The organism is Pedobacter sp. GW822-FHT03F06 (assembly GCF_058801365.1).
Genome location: NZ_JBXANE010000018.1, coordinates 77,404 through 95,380 on the forward strand (window position 1 = coordinate 77,404; position 17,977 = coordinate 95,380).

17 protein-coding genes are annotated in these 17,977 nt (G+C 37.8%); 8 read left to right on the plus strand and 9 right to left on the minus strand.

The window, feature by feature from the left end; genetic code table 11:
• Positions 1-63 precede the first annotated feature (63 nt).
• From AC1RJ8_RS23950 to AC1RJ8_RS23975, 6 genes are all read right to left on the minus strand, one after another.
• On the minus strand, positions 64-753 hold the full coding sequence (locus AC1RJ8_RS23950; RefSeq protein WP_492955945.1) for a YjjG family noncanonical pyrimidine nucleotidase: 690 nt from the start codon (positions 751-753) through the stop codon (positions 64-66).
• Positions 754-793: 40 nt separating this feature from the next.
• Positions 794-1,111 (minus strand): low molecular weight protein tyrosine phosphatase family protein, encoded by a 318-nt coding sequence (locus AC1RJ8_RS23955; RefSeq protein ID WP_492955946.1) that lies wholly within the window; start codon positions 1,109-1,111, stop codon positions 794-796.
• Positions 1,112-1,143: 32 nt separating this feature from the next.
• The gene (gene upp, locus AC1RJ8_RS23960; protein WP_492955947.1) at positions 1,144-1,788 is read right to left on the minus strand and encodes a uracil phosphoribosyltransferase; all 645 of its coding nucleotides are present in this window, start codon (positions 1,786-1,788) and stop codon (positions 1,144-1,146) included.
• Between the two features lie 90 nt (positions 1,789-1,878).
• On the minus strand, positions 1,879-3,147 hold the full coding sequence (locus AC1RJ8_RS23965; protein ID WP_492955948.1) for a DUF7033 domain-containing protein: 1,269 nt from the start codon (positions 3,145-3,147) through the stop codon (positions 1,879-1,881).
• 135 nt (positions 3,148-3,282) lie between these two features.
• On the minus strand, positions 3,283-3,789 hold the full coding sequence (locus AC1RJ8_RS23970; protein ID WP_492955949.1) for a DUF6702 family protein: 507 nt from the start codon (positions 3,787-3,789) through the stop codon (positions 3,283-3,285).
• A 49-nt stretch (positions 3,790-3,838) separates the two neighbouring features.
• Positions 3,839-4,504 carry a class I SAM-dependent methyltransferase gene (locus tag AC1RJ8_RS23975; RefSeq protein WP_492955950.1) on the minus strand — a complete coding sequence of 222 codons (666 nt, stop codon included), beginning with the start codon at positions 4,502-4,504 and terminating at the stop codon, positions 3,839-3,841.
• Between the two features lie 255 nt (positions 4,505-4,759).
• On the opposite strand from AC1RJ8_RS23975, the gene AC1RJ8_RS23980 reads away from it, so the two are divergent.
• From AC1RJ8_RS23980 to AC1RJ8_RS24010, 7 genes are all read left to right on the plus strand, one after another.
• Positions 4,760-5,344 carry a HupE/UreJ family protein gene (locus AC1RJ8_RS23980; protein ID WP_492955951.1) on the plus strand — a complete coding sequence of 195 codons (585 nt, stop codon included), beginning with the start codon at positions 4,760-4,762 and terminating at the stop codon, positions 5,342-5,344.
• Positions 5,345-5,355: 11 nt separating this feature from the next.
• Positions 5,356-7,728 (plus strand): M1 family metallopeptidase, encoded by a 2,373-nt coding sequence (locus tag AC1RJ8_RS23985; protein ID WP_492955952.1) that lies wholly within the window; start codon positions 5,356-5,358, stop codon positions 7,726-7,728.
• Positions 7,729-8,150: 422 nt separating this feature from the next.
• Positions 8,151-10,193: an excinuclease ABC subunit UvrB gene (uvrB, locus tag AC1RJ8_RS23990; protein WP_492955953.1), complete on the plus strand. Its 2,043-nt coding sequence runs from the start codon at positions 8,151-8,153 to the stop codon at positions 10,191-10,193.
• 76 nt (positions 10,194-10,269) lie between these two features.
• Positions 10,270-11,562: a DUF3472 domain-containing protein gene (locus AC1RJ8_RS23995; protein WP_492955954.1), complete on the plus strand. Its 1,293-nt coding sequence runs from the start codon at positions 10,270-10,272 to the stop codon at positions 11,560-11,562.
• A gap of 50 nt (positions 11,563-11,612) precedes the next feature.
• Entirely contained in the window at positions 11,613-11,810 is a 198-nt protein-coding gene (locus AC1RJ8_RS24000; protein WP_086548157.1) for a YwbE family protein, read from the plus strand.
• Between the two features lie 127 nt (positions 11,811-11,937).
• Positions 11,938-12,186 (plus strand): DUF4834 family protein, encoded by a 249-nt coding sequence (locus AC1RJ8_RS24005; protein WP_230151222.1) that lies wholly within the window; start codon positions 11,938-11,940, stop codon positions 12,184-12,186.
• Between the two features lie 156 nt (positions 12,187-12,342).
• Positions 12,343-12,759, plus strand: coding sequence for a nuclear transport factor 2 family protein (locus AC1RJ8_RS24010; protein WP_492955955.1), 417 nt, complete (start codon positions 12,343-12,345; stop codon positions 12,757-12,759).
• A 6-nt stretch (positions 12,760-12,765) separates the two neighbouring features.
• Here the strand turns inward: AC1RJ8_RS24010 and AC1RJ8_RS24015 are convergent, their stop codons facing one another.
• From AC1RJ8_RS24015 to AC1RJ8_RS24025, 3 genes are all read right to left on the minus strand, one after another.
• Positions 12,766-13,215: an SRPBCC family protein gene (locus AC1RJ8_RS24015; RefSeq protein ID WP_492955956.1), complete on the minus strand. Its 450-nt coding sequence runs from the start codon at positions 13,213-13,215 to the stop codon at positions 12,766-12,768.
• Positions 13,216-13,438: 223 nt separating this feature from the next.
• On the minus strand, positions 13,439-13,945 hold the full coding sequence (locus tag AC1RJ8_RS24020; protein WP_492955957.1) for a GbsR/MarR family transcriptional regulator: 507 nt from the start codon (positions 13,943-13,945) through the stop codon (positions 13,439-13,441).
• Positions 13,946-14,007: 62 nt separating this feature from the next.
• Positions 14,008-15,093: an alginate lyase family protein gene (locus AC1RJ8_RS24025; protein ID WP_492955958.1), complete on the minus strand. Its 1,086-nt coding sequence runs from the start codon at positions 15,091-15,093 to the stop codon at positions 14,008-14,010.
• Positions 15,094-15,222: 129 nt separating this feature from the next.
• Here AC1RJ8_RS24025 and AC1RJ8_RS24030 point away from each other — a divergent pair, with 129 nt between their 5' ends.
• Positions 15,223-17,718 carry a YfhO family protein gene (locus tag AC1RJ8_RS24030; protein ID WP_492955959.1) on the plus strand — a complete coding sequence of 832 codons (2,496 nt, stop codon included), beginning with the start codon at positions 15,223-15,225 and terminating at the stop codon, positions 17,716-17,718.
• The last annotated feature ends 259 nt before the right edge of the window (positions 17,719-17,977 follow it).

A 17,977-nucleotide genomic window follows, 5' to 3' on the forward strand; every position in this document is an offset into this window, starting at 1 on the left:
TTTCATTTGTGTGTGTTAAGCTAATGCCAAACGAATGCCAAAACCAAACAAAAAGAAGTAAAACTAAAAAAGTTTCAATAATTCTTCGAGATGCACAATTTCTTTCTGCACATCAACAGGTTTTTCTTTCTGTAAAGGATTGAAAAATATAGCCTCCATACCAAAATTTAAAGCACCATAAATATCAGCTTCAAGACTATCACCGATCATGATACTTTCTTCTTTTAAAGCCTTTGCCTTATCTAAGGCATATTCAAAAATGATGGGATTGGGTTTGTTTACACCCACATCTTCTGAGATAATTACATTTTCGAAATAGGGATTAAGATTAGAGCGGTTCATTTTGGTTAAGGTTGTTTCCTTAAAGCCGTTAGAAATAATATGTAGCGTATATTTTTGTTGTAGGTAGCTCAAAACATTTTCTGCCCCATCGAACAAATTGGTTTTGGTGGGTGAGATATTTACATAATCCTCCTCAAATTGATGAGGTACCGCATCAGGATGAATTCCTAATTGAATGAATGTTTTGTTAAACCGTTCTGATCTTAAAAAATCTTTGGTAATTTTTCCCAAGTGATAGTCGGCCCACAACTGATGGTTATTTTCGGTATATGTTGTAATAAAGTCGGCACATGATTTTAAGCCAAGCCCCTCTAGTTTGTAAGTTTGGTAGAGTTCATTTAATGTTTCTTCGGCATTGCGGTCAAAATCCCAAATGGTATGGTCGAGGTCGAAGAAAATGTGCTTTTTCATGAATAATTATTTTCACAAAGGTAGCCTAATGATTTTTGATTTATAAATAATCGGCAACTTTTGCGTTTAATTCTTCAATAAGTTCTTCATCCATATACTGATATTCATCCGGGATATCGAGTGTAATGATTTCCTTATCGCAGGTTTCTTCATGAAAACTTTCAATGATCCTTTGTTTATGCTTTTTCTCCATTACAAATATGAGATCGGCCCAGATAATAAGTTTTGCATTGATTTTAATCCTGGCCGATGGCGCTGTTCCCGCTGACCTTACCTGATGATCGGGATGGTTTTTATAGATATTTTCGGCAGTGGCACTGCGCCATTTGTTTCTGCTGCATATAAAGAGGATGTTCACTTGGCTCTGGACTTAAGACTTTGGACTAAAAACTAAACTTTCTCTCCATAGGCCAGATCGCCTGCATCGCCAAGTCCCGGAACGATATAAGATTTACTGGTCATTTCTTCGTCGATTGCTCCAAGCCAAAGTTTTGCTTTAGGCAGATTGGCGCGTACATGTGCAACACCTTCTGTACTGGCTATTGCGGCAACGATATGAAGTTCTGCAATTTTGTAGCGGTTAATAAGTTCTTTACAGCACATCACCATGCTCTGTCCGGTTGCCAGCATTGGGTCGGCCATGATCAAAACTTTTCCTTCTAAATCCGGGGTAGAAATGTAGTCCATCTGGATTACAAAATCGCCGCTCTTCTTTACTTTTCGGTAAGCAGAAATGAAACAGCATTCGGCTTTGTCGAAGATGTTGAGCAAACCTTGCTGAAGTGGCAGGCCGGCCCGGAGTATGGTAGCTAAAACGGGCTGCTGAGTTAAAACCTCACAGGACGATACACCCAAAGGGGTTACAATTTCTTGAATGACATATTCCAATGATTTGCTGATTTCGTAGGCAAAAAACTCACCAAGTCTTTCCATGTTTTTGCGGAAACGCATCGAATCTTTCTGGATGTTTTCATCCCGAAGTTCGGCAATAAAGGTATTGGCGATAGATTTTGTCTTGCTTACATCAAAAATCATAATAATGTTTCCGGTATCTTACAGGTTTATTCCAGTGGGACGTTTAATTATTAAAATTAGCAATTTTAAGCCGGATAAATTAAATTAAAATCAATTTCCCGCGTAATTGAGCATTTCTTTAAACAGCGATTTTAGTTTTTTGTATTTTGCATTTGAAGACAGACTTTTTAGGCTCCAACTGCTATAAAAGGTGCCATTTACCACCTTCACTGCACCTATATATTGGTGTACTGTTTTAATGGCTGCCTCAGGTGTTAAAAACTGAAGAATATAATCGGTGAGGCAGTAAGAATTAACGATTAAAGGGGTTACTTTTTCGAGCTGAAGATCGTACCAGTTAAATGGCGTACAGGTTCCGGCCCTAAAGCCCGGTACGTTACTATAGCCCATAGAATAATCGGAAGTAATGCCGGAATTAAGAATATTTAAATAACAAATGGGGAATTTTAATGCTTCTAACTGCTGACTACTTACAGGTGCGGGGTTTGAGCTGATTTTTTTGAGCTTAACCAGGCCTTCTTTAATCTCGAGCATTTTTTGCTTATCACTGGCACAAGGCCTTAATAGTCCAACTGATTGATCGCTAAGTGCTTTTGAAACACCATTTATCCTGATGTAATTTATCGGCACATCAGGAAAATCGACAAAATAAAGAGGATTACTTTTTTTTGAAGAAAAAAACTGGGTTGCCTCATCCAAAACCTGTTCGTTATTAATTCCTACCCCTGTTAACCGGTCAAATTTCGAGCTCAGGTAATTGTTTTCTTTTTTAAAGATGGCACTGAAAATAAATTTAGTCCTATTTAATAACCCCTCGGGTAGGTTGGGCAAAATACTGAAGTGAACGGTTGGCTGGTGCTGGAATTTCTTTTCGTGGAACTTGAAATGTGGATGCTTTTTTTGGATCAAACTTTTAATGATCAATGCCCATTCATCAATAATCGGTTTATCTAAAATCTTCCATTTATGCTGATGGCTTCTCGATGGCCTAAATTCTTCTTCATTTTTTTTGGGATAAAAATATTCTTCATACCGGCTTAATATAAAAAATGAGGCAGCAAAGACATCAAATGGCAAGGCTGATTGTGCGACTGGAAAAGGAGCCTGATATTCGCCAAAAGAAATGGTTTTTGGCTTAAATTCTTCTAACTTATTGGAGAAGAGTAAAGTGCTGCGCTTAAAAAAAAGTTCCTCACCCAATGGCTCTTCGCCATAACTGATTTTGACATGCTCACTCTGTAGAAAATATTGGCTATTGCCTGTAAATTCTAATTCTGTTTTAAGAATATCTTTAAAAATAAAATTAAAGATATATTTTATCCGAGGCGTTAATATATTGGAGAAGATGATTAGATGCATAACTTATTTTAACAACACGGTATTTAAAAAAAGATTACAAGAAATATTTCTCAGCAGATATTAACCTAAATAATATTGCCTTCTAAAATTAACAGTAATTTAACATTGAGCTGTAATTTAATACAAAAAATACAATTAAAAGTTTGCTGTGAACTTTTTTTCAGGATAAAGGATTTTGGTGCTTTTACGGTTAGGGCCTTTTACAATATGTACAATGCTCATCTGATCATCAAACATATCATATAAAATAGTGTTGCTCACCTCAACCGATTTTACGGATGGAATCTTCTCTACCTCGAGATAGATATTAGTGGCTTCATGATCAATCTCAAATCCGATATAGTTCATTGAAGCCGTTTTGCCATTGGCTTTTAACTGTAAATGAGAAAGTAGATATTTTTTTACCAGTTCATCCATTGCGTTCTTCATATTCGGATTGCCCAGATCGATTTTCTGTTTGTATAATCTGGCTAAAATTGCCTCAAAGTCGTCAGAAAAGATTTTACAGCTTACTTCTAAGGTTTTATCCTTGGCATTAAAGTTTACTTCAGTTGTGCTTACGTGCAAAGGATGTTTTATTCCTGCTCCAACAGAAAAAAAGGCAACACACAAAAGCAAAAAGCTATATTTTAATTTACACATCAACATATTAAATCTTTCCTTAAAGGGGGCAAAGTTAACAGATAATCTCCTACTTGTTAAATGTAATTAAGGTGTTATGTCCGCATTGTTCTAAATGTAAATGCCTGAAATTTAAGCGGGCAAATATTTTACTTAGTTTTTTATGCGACGGATGAACATGTGTAAGCTTAATATTAAAATTTTCATTGAGCCAAAAACTCATTTTAATGGCCATTTTTCTAAATCCTGATTCTTTTGCAAGTTCCTGCTGAAGAAATTTCTCATTGTTAACCACAATAAAACCGTACCCGTTTTCTTTGATCAAGTTGTAGATACATTTTGCAAACCGGTAATCGTTAATGCAGTAATACCAACATATGCGGTTAAAAATAATATCGAACTTGCCATGGGCGTCTTCTAAATAGCCCAATGAAAAATTTACTGTTATGTTTTCGTCCTCAGCTTTAGCTTTTGCTATTGTTAAATAATTTTGGCTAATGTCGTGCCAGGTAACTTTTGCACCTCTCCTGGCAAATTCGATACTATATTGCCCGGGCCCGGCACCCAGATCGAGTAAGGTTTTGTTTTCGAAATCACCTAAGTGGGTTTTTATAAAATCTATTACTTTGCCGTCAATTTTTTTGTATTCATTTGCCGCATATTTTTCTGCAAAAGCTTTTGGTACCGGATCGAAACCTTTTTCAGGTTTTTGTAAATGATATTTAAGCCAAAGCATAGTGTTTAATTAGAAGACCAATAGTTATAAGTACCAAGTTACTGTATTGGCTATGTATATGAAACAACAATTTCTGTTTACAACTGTAAACACAGTTGTTATATTAAATTTGCCAAAAAGCACTAAATAACTTAAAGAATAGTAACAAATTTGGTATTTAGGCTTTTGTTTACAGGATATTTGGAGTTTTTATAATTAAAAATATAATTTTAGCTATTGTAAACTATTTTACTCTCAATAGTTAGCTTATTATTCATGCCATTACAAGATTTTATCTTTTATTTTAAATTGGGTTGGGCACATATCATCAGTGCCGATGCTTTAGATCATCAGCTATTTATTTTGGCGCTGGTTGCTATCTACAGTTATGTCAATTTAAAACAGGTGCTCATATTGGTTACGGCTTTTACCATTGGCCATTCAATCACCTTACTTTTAAGTGTATTGGATATCATCAGGTTTGATAGTAAATGGGTGGAATTCTTAATTCCCTGCACCATTGTAATTACCGCCATCAGCAATTTGTTTAGAAAGAATTTCTCCTTAAAATCAATTAAGATCAATTATTTTTTGGCACTTGGTTTTGGTCTTATTCATGGAATGGGCTTTGCAAACTCCATCCGGATAATGCTGGCTAAAGATCAGCATATTGGCTGGGGCCTATTTGGCTTTAATGTAGGCTTAGAAGCCGGACAGGTTTTTATGGTGATTATCATTCTTTTAATTACCTTTTTAATTTTTAATTACACCCGCATCAAACGTATGAGCTGGGTTTTATTTATATCAGCAGCCGTATTTAGCCTGGCTTTAAAAATGGCTTTAGAACGAATTCCTTTTTAATAAACCATATCATGAATAAACTAATTACTTTAACCGGCCTGCTATTCTTTTCTGGTGGCTTGGCTATGGGCCAAAATACCCAGAATAACCCAGGAAGTAACCACGGGAATAAATTTGAACAGTTGGGTACCATTTTACCAACACCTAACGAACAACGTACAGCCAGCGGAGCGCCCGGTGTTAAATATTGGCAACAACGCGCCGATTATAACATCAAATGTGAGTTGGATGAAAAAAATCTGTTGTTAACGGGGTCTGAAACGATCACTTACACCAACAACTCTCCTGATCCTCTAACTTATATCTGGTTGCAGCTTGATGAAAACGAGCATAGTACGGATAGAAATGCCAATTACCAGGATGCGACTAAAATGCCTGCTGCAGGAACTACTAAAAATTTAGATCAGTTAAGTGCAACAGGAAACAACGGTTATGGCATAAACATTACCAAATTAACTGATGCAACAGGTAAAAACTTACCCTATACGGTTAACAAAACCATGATGAGGGTAGATTTGCCTGTAGCGCTGAAAAGCGGACAAAAATTTATCTTCAATATCGATTGGAACTATAAAATTTCCGACCGGATGAGTGTTGGTGGTCGTGGAGGATATGAGTTTTTTCCAACCGATGGGAACTACCTGTTTACCATGACGCAGTGGTACCCACGCCTATGTGTATATAGCGATTTCCAAGGGTGGCAGAACCATCAGTTTACAGGCAGAGGTGAGTTTGCCTTAACCTTCGGCGATTTTAAAGTTCAAATGACTGTTCCGGCCGACCACCTGGTGGGTTCAACAGGAGAGTGTATCAACTATAGTGCTGTTTTAAACCCAACGCAGTTAAGTAGGTATAATGCTGCTAAAACTGCTGCTGCACCTGTAGAAATCCAAACTTTGGCTGAAGCTAAAGCTGCGGAAACCAAAAAATCTACCGCTAAAAAAACCTGGGTTTTTAATGCGAATAATGTCCGCGATTTCGCCTGGACCTCTTCCCGTAAGTTTATCTGGGATGCTATGCCTCAAAAAATCCAGGCCAATAATAATACTGTAATGTGCATGAGTTTTTACGGGAAAGAGGCATACAACCTTTACAGTAAGTTTTCTACCCGTGCGGTAGCACATACCATTAAAACCTATTCAGATTTCACCATCCCATATCCTTACCCGGTTGCACAGAGCATCGAAGCCGCAAATGGAATGGAATACCCAATGATCTGTTTTAACTATGGCCGGACAGATACTGATGGAACATATAGCGAAAGCACAAAAAATGGGATGTTAGGTGTAATTATTCACGAGGTTGGACATAACTTTTTTCCGATGATTGTAAATAGTGATGAACGCCAGTGGACCTGGATGGATGAAGGACTAAATTCTTTTGTTGAGTATTTAACCGAAGAGCTTTGGGACAACAAATTTCCAAGTAAAAAAGGACCGGCGTATACCATTGTTGATTACATGAAACTGCCAAAAGATGAGCTGGAGCCAATTATGACCAACTCTGAAAATATTGCCCGTTTCGGTCCGAATGCGTATTCGAAACCCGCTACCGGTTTAAATATCCTTCGCGAAACCATCATGGGAAGAGAACTTTTCGATTACGCGTTTAAAGAATATTCGAGAAGGTGGGCTTTTAAACATCCTGAACCTGCAGATCTTTTCCGTACCATGGAAGATGCCAGCGGGGAAGATTTAGATTGGTTTTGGAGAGGTTGGTTTTACGGCACTGATCCCTGTGATATATCTTTAGATAGCGTGAAATTTGCGAAGGCTGATTTTCCTAAAGATTTACCGGAAGCCAAATCGAAAATGGTTAAAATTGATAAACCCGCTGTTAATGCCTTTGAGGATATTTCTAAAATCAGGAACCGTGAGGATAAGAAAATTAATTTTTATGTAGATAAAACTCCTGCAGCTCAGGATTTCTATTATAAATATGATAGGGGAATGGTTACTGTTGATACCACTGTTGCTACTAAAACAGAAGCCACTGTCGCGCTCGAAGCAGTACCTTCAGCAGAACAGGGTCAATATGACAACAAATTTCTTTACGAGCTGAGCTTTAGCAATAAAGGAGGTTTAGTAATGCCTATCATCGTTGAGTTTACCTATAAAGATGGAACAAAAGAAATAGACCGTATCCCAGCGCAGATCTGGAGACATAACGAATTGAAAACCGCTAAGTTTTATGTTAAAAATAAAGAGGTAGCCTCTATTTTGGTAGATCCGTTACGCGAAACTGCTGATATCGACACTTCAAATAACACCTGGGGCGGTAAAGCAAAAGAAAGTAAGTTTAAGGTATATAAAACCAAAACTGGTGGAGCAGTAAGAGGCCAATCGGTTGGTAAAAACCCAATGCAGGCAGCTGCAGGTAAATAGCGTTATAAGTTGCGTCATTCCCAACCTGATTGGGAACCACGAAGTGCTCATCGGAGATAATCGTAATGCAATAAGCCTTTAGATTCCCGCTTATGCGAGAATGACCTTGTTTCATAAAAATCCTCATTGAATTTTCAATGGGGATTTTTATTGAGGTGTAATACTAAGAATTAACCTAGTAAATCGAAAGTTTAACTTTTGATTTACTAGGTTAATATGTCTAAATGGCTATTTGGGTATTGAAGGTTATAAAATTCTGAAAGGAATAAATTTCTTATTACGCCAACTTTCCTGACTTTCGCCTGTTTTAGACTTTGCAGCCTAAACCGTATATTTCCTCCCAGCCGTTTATGTTTTTATAAGCGGAGGAGAGAACATTAAAATTGATTTAAAGATCAATTTTAACTAAGTTTGATTTACCCATGAAATTTAAAATCACCTCAGAATATCAACCCACCGGAGACCAGCCAAATGCGATAAAACAATTGGTAGATGGCGTAAATGCCAACGAACATTATCAAACTTTACTAGGGGTTACGGGATCAGGAAAAACATTTACGGTAGCCAATGTGATTGAGCAGACACAAAAACCTACCCTGATTTTGAGCCACAATAAAACTTTGGCCGCACAGCTTTACGGTGAGTTCAAAAATTTCTTCCCTGAAAACTCGGTGAATTATTTTGTTTCTTATTACGATTATTATCAGCCAGAAGCTTTTATTGCCTCGAGCAATACCTATATCGAAAAAGATCTGAGCATAAACGAAGAGATTGAAAAACTGCGGTTGCGTACTACTTCCTCATTAATGAGCGGTAGGCGCGATATTATCGTGGTATCGTCCATTTCCTGTATTTATGGTATGGGTAATCCCGAAGATTTTTCCAGGATGGTTTTCCGTTTTGGTGTGGGCTTACGGATTTCGAGAAATGCATTTTTGCATAGCCTGGTTGAGATTTTATATTCGAGAACTACAACAGACTTTAAGCGTGGAACGTTTAGGGTTAAAGGCGATACCGTTGATATTTTTCCAGCCTATCTTGATCATGCTTACCGCATTTCTTTTTTCGGCGATGATATTGAGGAACTCTCTTCAATTGATCCGGTTTCGGGAAAAACCATCGAGAAATTAGAAGACATGGCCATTTATCCGGCCAATCTTTTCGTTACCCCTAAAGATAGATTCAATTCTTCGATCTGGGGCATACAGGAAGAGCTGGAAATCCGTAAGAACCAGTTAATTGCAGATCGGCATTTATTGGAAGCAAAACGTCTGGAAGAACGTACCAATTTCGATATTGAAATGATGAAAGAATTGGGCTATTGTTCTGGTATCGAAAATTACTCGCGTTTCTTTGATGGAAGGCAACCTGGTATGCGCCCTTTCTGCCTGTTAGATTATTTTCCTGAAGATTATTTAATGGTAATTGACGAAAGCCACGTTACCGTTCCACAGATCAGGGCCATGTATGGTGGAGATAGATCGCGGAAATTATCTTTAGTTGAATATGGTTTCCGTTTGCCGGCTGCATTGGATAATCGGCCATTGAATTTTAACGAATTTGAAGCGCTTGCCCCGCAAACCATTTATGTAAGCGCAACCCCGGCCGAATATGAATTGGAAAAATCAGAAGGTGTGGTGGTAGAGCAGGTAATTAGACCTACTGGTTTGTTAGATCCTGTTATTGAAATCAGACCTGCCATTAACCAGGTTGATGATCTTTTGGATGAAATAGATATTACCATAAAAGACGGAGGACGTATCCTGGTTACTACATTAACCAAACGTATGGCTGAAGAATTGACAAAATATCTTGATCGCTTAAATATCAAGACCAGGTACATCCATTCTGAAATTAAAACCCTCGAACGTGTAGAGATTCTTCGTGGTTTACGTTTAGGAGAATTTGATGTGTTGGTTGGAATTAACCTTTTACGGGAAGGTTTGGATTTGCCAGAGGTTACTTTAGTTGCTATTTTAGATGCGGACAAAGAAGGTTTCTTACGGTCGGAGAAATCGCTGATCCAAACCATCGGCCGTGCTGCCCGTAACGATAAGGGCCGTGTAATTATGTATGCTGATGGCATTACAGATAGTATGGAGAAGACTATATCAGAAACGAACAGACGTAGGGATATACAGATTGCCTACAACCTTGAAAATGGCATTACCCCAAAAACGGTAGGTAAATCGAGAGAAGCAATTTTAGAACAGACTTCGGTACTCGATTTCTCTCAAAAAGCCAGCGACAATAAAGCCAGGGCCTATTTCGAAAATGCAGAAATCAGTATTGCGGCAGATCCGATTGTACAATATATGGGTAAAGCAGAGCTGCAAAGAGCAATTGATACCACACGTAAGGACATGCAGAAGGCAGCAAAAGATATGGACTTTTTACAGGCGGCAAAACTGCGTGACGAAATGTTTGCCTTAGAGAAAATGTTTAACGAAAAATTCGGCAAGTAACGATTTGGTTTTAAAGATTGATTTTTAGATAATTTGAGTTAGAATTGCTTTCAATAAGTTATCTAAAAATCATCAAATGAAATCTTTTAAACTAGTAACACTGATCGTACTCGGTGTCATGGGGCTAAAAAGTCATGCCCAAAATGCTACAGCAATTTCTCTTCCACTGGGAGGTAATGCCTACAGTTCTTTACATCAGGATGCTGAAAGAACATTATCCAACAGGGGAATTGTAAACTGGTCTAATCCGAAAGAATATTTTACAGCTTATTTCCGGGTTTCTAAACCGGGTACCATAACGGTATCGTTAAGTGATAAACCTACGGTAGATGGACAATCGGTTCTGGAATTCGCCATCAACAATCAATCTAAAAAGGTAAGTTTCGATGAAACCAGAGCTTTTGATGCTAAGATTGGCGAATGGAACATTAAAGACACAGGATATGTAGCGTTAACCATTAAAGGAATAAGCAAAAGTGCTGGCAAATTTCCTTCAATACAAACCTTATCCATTGGTGGTACAGCCATTGAAGGCAAAACCGCTTACGTTAAAAACAACGAAGGCAACTTTTTTCACTGGGGCCGACGTGGGCCATCAGTTCATCTGAACTATCAACAACCTGAAAATGTAAATGCAGCGTGGTATTATAATGAGGTAACCGTACCAAAAGGTGAAGATATTCTGGGTTCTTATTTTATGGCGAATGGATTTGGTGAAGGCTATTTCGGTATGCAGGTAAATAGCCCAACCGAGCGACATATCTTATTTTCGGTATGGAGCCCTTTCAATACCGACGATCCTAAAAGTATCCCGGAATCGCACAAGATAAAAATGCTGAAAAAAGGAGAAGGCGTACATACAGGAGAATTTGGGAATGAAGGCGCTGGAGGTCAGAGCTACTTAAACTATATGTGGAAGGCAGGGAATACCTATAAATTCTTGCTGCATGGCGTACCTGGAAAAGATAGCCTAACTACCTATACTGCTTATTTCTTTGCACCCGAAACCAATAAATGGCAATTAATAGCCAGTTTTACCAGACCACAGACTAAAACCTATTTAAAGCGCTTCCACTCCTTTTTAGAAAACTTCTCACCTGTACAGGGCGACTTATCGCGGAAAGTTTTGTTTGATAACCAATGGATCTGCGATGATAAGGGAACATGGACTGAATTAAAATCTGCCCGCTTTACTATCGACAACACCGGAGCAAAAGGATATCGGATGGATTATCAGGGAGGAGTAGATAAGGGCGCCTTTTATTTAAAGAACGGTGGTTTTTTTAACGATTACACTACACCAAGAAAAATCTTTACCAGAAGCAGCGCAGGTAAAAAACCTGAAATAGATTTCAGTAAATTACCGTAACACTCAAAATAATTATGGAAATTTGAGGCTTTAATCATACTACAGTACACATGGACGGGCAAAACAGAAAAGACATTTATCCAGGATTAGAGGTTGGAATTATTTTAAAGAAAGATCAACGGTCGGGAAATATCACTTATGGTGTGGTGAAAGATCTGCTTACTTCATCCGCCTTTCATTCCAGAGGGATAAAAGTGAGGCTCGAAGATGGTCAGGTAGGCCGAGTAGCTGAAATTATTGAAGATTAACGTGGATATTAAAACCTTTATAGGTTTATTTACGTATTATATTTGTAATCAAAATGCAATTAAAGGCTCAATAAGTAACAAAATAAATTTTATGACGTCTATATTTGTAACAACAGTAATTTAAAAAATGGCATTAGTAAAATTCATTTTCATCACAATATTGGTACTTTGGCTGATCAGAATGTTGATTAGGTTAATTCTGCCAATGCTGTTTAATAACCTGGCCAGCAAAATGCAGAGTCAGGCTACAGGACAGCAACAACAAAGACGGTCAAAACCTGAAGGCGCTATTTCGATAGATTATATGCCTCCAAAGCCTGATCAAAGTAAAACAGATAAACTCGGCGACTTCGTAGACTACGAAGAAGTGAAATAAAAACTAAACCCTGAACTTGTTTCAGGGTTTTTTGTTTGAATTCAAAAAGTAATAATTCAAAATATATAGTCTAAGTTTAATACTTTTAACCCTCAACCCGAAACCAGATATATACCTACAACGATGAAATATTTTATTGTTTTTATCTCCTTGTGGATGATAAGTGCGAAATGCTTTAGCCAAACAAAACAGGATAGCTTAGAAATCAAACGTGCAGTTCTTGATTATATAGAATCGCAGCATACTCCAAACCCTAAACAAATGGAGCAGGCTTTGCACCCAAGGCTCGTTAAAAGAACATTTTGGACGGATAAGGAAACCAACAAAGACTACGTTCGTGAAACCTCTGCAGAATCGATGGTTATTTTGGCCGAAAGCTATAACCGCAAAAAAGATAAATTCCCCATTGTTCCTAAAAAGGAAGTTAAAATGCTTGATATTTCAGAGAAAACGGCCTCAGTTAAATTAATTGCAGATGAATGGATCGATTATATGCATCTTGTTAAATTAAATGGCGCCTGGAAAATTATTAATGTACTTTGGCAATTTAATGAGAGTGCGAGGCACAAATAGCGTATATTAACATTCAGCTTGAAATTTGATTACCTTGTTTCGTTTCTCAATTAGTTTCGACATATAATTTTTGAGAAATATTTTTTCTACAAGCCGGCCTAATAAACCAAACGGTGCCTGAAACTCAAAAACATCAGTCATTTCTGTGTGAGAACCTATTATTTTAAACTGGTGTTGATGGTGAAGTTTTTTAAAGGGGCCTTTAACCATTTCATCTACAAAGCGTGTTGGATATTCCATTGTACTAATCTTATTTGTCATTTCGAACGGAATGCCAAAATGTTTGGCCCGCCAGGTAACCGATTCATGTAGGTCGATCAATCCAGCTCTCTTCCCAGCAATGGCTTTCTCACTAGAACTTTGCATCGACTGTACATGGAGGTCGATACTTCTGGCCAGATCGAAACAGCGTTCAATCGGCGCATTAATCGATGTTTTTAAGATAATTGTAGGCATACACTTAACTTTGGGCGTTTTTTCTATGCTTTCTGCTTTAACCTGTTCGATTAACCCTACTGTTCTTTAATAAAAATGAAAATTTTGGATGAGAAGTAAAGCCGAACTTAAGGGCAAGGCTTTTTGGAGGTTAGCATTAGGGTGAATATGTCTTGCTACTCGATACTTGCTACACGATACTTACTACTCAAATCTTGCTACTCAATACCTCCCTCTCACGTCTCTATTTAAACACTTTCAATAACGAGCCCCAGAACCAACTTTCTTCAGCTTTAAGCATCGTTTCCAAAGTTTTATCTACGTTGATTGCAAGTTTGTTAATATCACTTACCGATTTTTTAAAGGTTTTAAATTCAGGATCTTTTTCATCGCCCACTACCGTTGATAGTTCATTCAAAACTTTTAAAACAGGCTCTAACTCTCTTTTTTTACGTTCTTTAGCTACCTGACGGGAAATATTCCAAACATCCTTATCGGCAAAAAAGTATTCTTTGCGCTCGCCAGCTCTGTGCTGTTTTTCAATTAAGCCCCATCCAATTAAATCGCGCAGGGTCATATTGGCGTTTCCCCTGGAAATACTCAACGCCTCCATAATTTCTTCGGTGGTAAGTGCTTCAGGAGAAATGAGCAATAGCGCATGTACTTGGGCCATGGTGCGGTTAATTCCCCATTCGGAGCCTAATTTGCCCCAGGCTTCTATAAATTTTAATTTTGCTGCTGCTAATTCCATACACAAATATAAAATTATTTTTAAACTTTCAATAGTTATTGAAAGTTTATTTGTTTCGGAAGCTATTTACTTTCCCGTTGTAGTTTATCCAGTAGCATCTGCCAGCTGGTAGCATTGTTATTTACTTTTTTTAATAGTTCAGCCTGCGCTCTATCGAAATAGACAGATAATTTCAATACCGGTAATGCCAAATCTGGTTTAAACATCGTTCCGGGGGCAAATCCAGGCTCATTGTTCTTTGCCCGGTCGCGATCGAATTTAACGGTTGTATTTACATATTCTTCGTGCTGTTTTTCTCCATTGATGTATGGGATCAGCCATTCTACAGATTTTTTGATCGAAGATCCCTTAGGCGACTCGTAGGTATAAAAATTGGTGCCTTTCGCCCTGTCGATCATAATGGCCAGCTTTAGCATTGGTTCCAGGTCGTAAATGTGGTAATGCATGGCATCGCGTTCTTTAAAGTCCAAACTGGTGCCATCAGCATATAGATTGATGTTGATGTGGCTTTTTAAATTGTCGATGGCCCACTTAATAAAATCCTTATTATTTAAGGTGTAACCAATTTCGCCGACTTCTTTTAACCGGTGAGCGTTCCAGTTATTAATGGCGGTAGCTCTCCCCGCTTTCATCCGCTTGCTGTTAATTTCTGCTAAAGCCGTTTCAGTAAGCCATTGTTCAATCTGTTTTTTATCTGCTGCTGGGATATCTTTTTTAATCAGGTCGTAAGCTTCAATGGCTTTATCCAGATTGGTATCATCAATGGGATCGCCATTAGGTTTATTGATTTTGGCCCATGCACCAAGAAATTGTACACATTTGTTTAAATATTTTTGATCGTCGGTAATCCGGTATTGTAAGGCCAGTGCAAACATTTTGTTCATATCTGCAAGGGCCAATCTGGTTTTCTCTTTTTTTGGATTTCCCTTTAATAATCCTTCAGTTCTGATGGTATCAATTGGATCTGGGTTTTCATTTAAATAAAGTAATGCCGATTTTTCAAAGCCCAGGTATAGTTTTTTGGTTTCTCCATCATTTTTTATCTGGCTTTTCAGCTTTTTAATTTCATTGTTATTTAAACTTACAATTTGCGAAAATGAAGAAAAAGATAATAAAGCAAGAGCGATTGTAATGACAAACTTTCTCATAATAAATAGGTTGAATTTTTATTCTTTGTTACAAATCTAATTTTTTATTCAGCATGCATTTAATTTATTCCTTTTTTATACCGCCCAATTTTTTATTTTTGACGTTCGTTTAAACTTAAACAAACCTTAATGAATAACTGGTTTAATAAAAATGGCGTACACCTGGCCATTATTGCATTTTTTGTAGTCATCACTTTTGCCTACTTCAGTCCTGTTTTGCAGGGTAAAGCGCCACAACAGGGCGATGTTTTGCAGGCTAAAGCCATGCAGAAAGAAATTATGGATATTAAGGCGAAAGATGGTAAAGGACCACTTTGGACCAACCAGATGTTTGGTGGTATGCCCGCCTACCAGATTTGGGTGCAGTATCCTTTAAATATTACCACTTATGGTATCGATGTAATAAAAGGTATATTCCCCGATCCTGTTGGAACGGTGCTGTTATACCTTTTAGGTGCTTATTTATTATTCTGTGTATTAAAAATAAATCCATGGCTTGCAGCAGCAGGTGCAATTGCCTTTGCATTTACCTCGTATAATTTTATCATTATTGCTGCGGGGCATAGCAATAAGGCCCTGGCCATTGGTTTCTTCGCTCCTATTTTGGCTGCCATTATTCTCATCCTAAGAGGCAGGTATCTGGTAGGAGGCAGTTTTCTGGCGCTGTTTATGGCGCTAGAGATCCGCTCGAACCACATCCAAATGACTTATTATTTATTTATAGCGTTATTTATTCTAGGCTGTATAGAACTTTACCATGCCTTTAAAGCAAAACAGCTTCCGGCATTTGGTAAAGCTGTTGCTTATATTGCAGCGGGTATTTTCTTATCGGTTCTGGTAAATGCGGGTACCTTGTGGACAACCTACGAGTATGGCAAAGAAACCATCCGTGGTAAATCTAATTTAACAACCGATAAGGCTGAACCTGCAAATGGTTTAGATAAAGAATATGCTTACCAATGGAGCCAGGGTGTTGGAGAGAGTTTCTCATTTCTGATTCCGAATATTTATGGTGGTGCAAGCAGTATTGACGAAATTATTAAACCTGAAAGCAATACTTATAAAGCAGTTGAAAAAAATCTTCAAGGCGTTGATCCAAAACAGGCCATTGGTTATGTAGCTCAAAATTTGGGTACCAACCAGTATTGGGGCAATAAACCGGGTACTTCAGGTCCGTATTATTTTGGCGCCATTATCTGTTTCTTATTTGTTTTTGGATTGTTTATTGTAAAACACCGCTGGAAATGGTGGATCTTAGGATCAAGTGTCTTATTGCTGTTCCTTTCCTTTGGAAGTAACTTGCCGTTTATCTCGGATATATTCTTTAATTACCTTCCCGGGTATAACAAATTCAGGGCTGTTGAATCGATATTGGCCGTTGTAGGTTTATTGGTACCCTTGCTGGCTATACTGGCCATTAAAGAAGCACAAGAAGGAAAATACGATCAAAAATATTTAGTGCAGCGATTAACCTGGTCAGCAGGTATTACAGGCGGTTTTGCTTTAATTATTGCCGTCATCCCTACGGCGTTCTTCAGTTTTACGCAGGCCAACCAGGCACAGGTTTTAGATGCTTTAACACAAACCTTGCAGAATAACCGCGGTGCTGCAATGGAAATTCTAAATGGCATTGTTGCCGACCGTGTGGCTTTAGCACGTGCTGACGCTTTGCGCTCTTTATTGTTCGTCGCTATTGGTTTTGGAATTACCTGGGCTTTCATTACCAAAAAATTAAACATGCAATTGGCTTTTGGTTTATTGGCATTATTTGTTTTAATTGATTTGTGGCAGGTAGACCGCCGTTACTTAAACAACCAGAATTTTGTAAGTAAATCCGATTTAGATAACCACTACCAGCCTAGAGATGTAGATAATTTTATCGCGGCTGATAAAGATCCAAACTTTAGAGTTTTCGATTTATCGTTGGGCGATCCGTTTAAAAGTGCCGAAACTTCTTATTTCCATAAAACCGTTGGTGGTTTCCACTCCGCAAGGTTAAAACGTTTTCAGGAGTTGGTAGATAACCAATTAACAAAAAGTATTAACCAAGATGTATTGGATATGTTAAATACGAAGTACATCATTACTCAGGATCCTCAAAACGGATCGTATAAAATGCAGCGTAATGCAACGGCTGCGGGTAATGCATGGTTTGTACAAAGTGTCCAGTTTGCTAAAAATGCTGATGAAGAAATGAAGGCAATTAGCAGTTTTGATGCTAAAAAGGAAGCCATTGTTGATGAAAGTTTCAAAAATTCGATCGATACCAAGCGTTTGGGAACTGGCCAGGAAGGTTTTATTAAATTAACCAACTATAACCCTGATCATTTGACTTACGAATACTCAACCGCTAAAGATGTAATTGCAGTGTTTTCAGAGATCTATTATGATAAAGGCTGGAAAATGTATATCGATGGTGTTGAAAAGCCATACTTCAGGGCTGATTACGTTTTACGTGCAGCACAGTTAGAAGCAGGTAACCATAAACTTGAGTTTATTTTCCACCCAACATCATATTACACCGGAGAGAAAATCTCTTTAGCAGGATCGATCTTGCTATTGGCCGGATTAGGTTTTGGGTTTTACTCAGAAGAAAAGAAGAAAAAGAAAGCAGTTAAAACTTAATAATTTCTCAAATAGATTTACACCCCGCAAGATTTTGATCTTGCGGGGTTTTTTGTTGCTTGTAGTTCTGCCACGGAAACACAGAAACACGGAATATTTTCTCGGTTTGTCATCCGGAGGGATAATTTATTGTATAAATAAGTATCAATGACAGAGGATTTAAAGATATGAGTTGATTAGAAGTATCGTCATCTCCTTTGGTTTATCAAACTGATTTTTCTTCTTTCAAATAGTATTACAAGAAGAAAGCTTGGTAAGC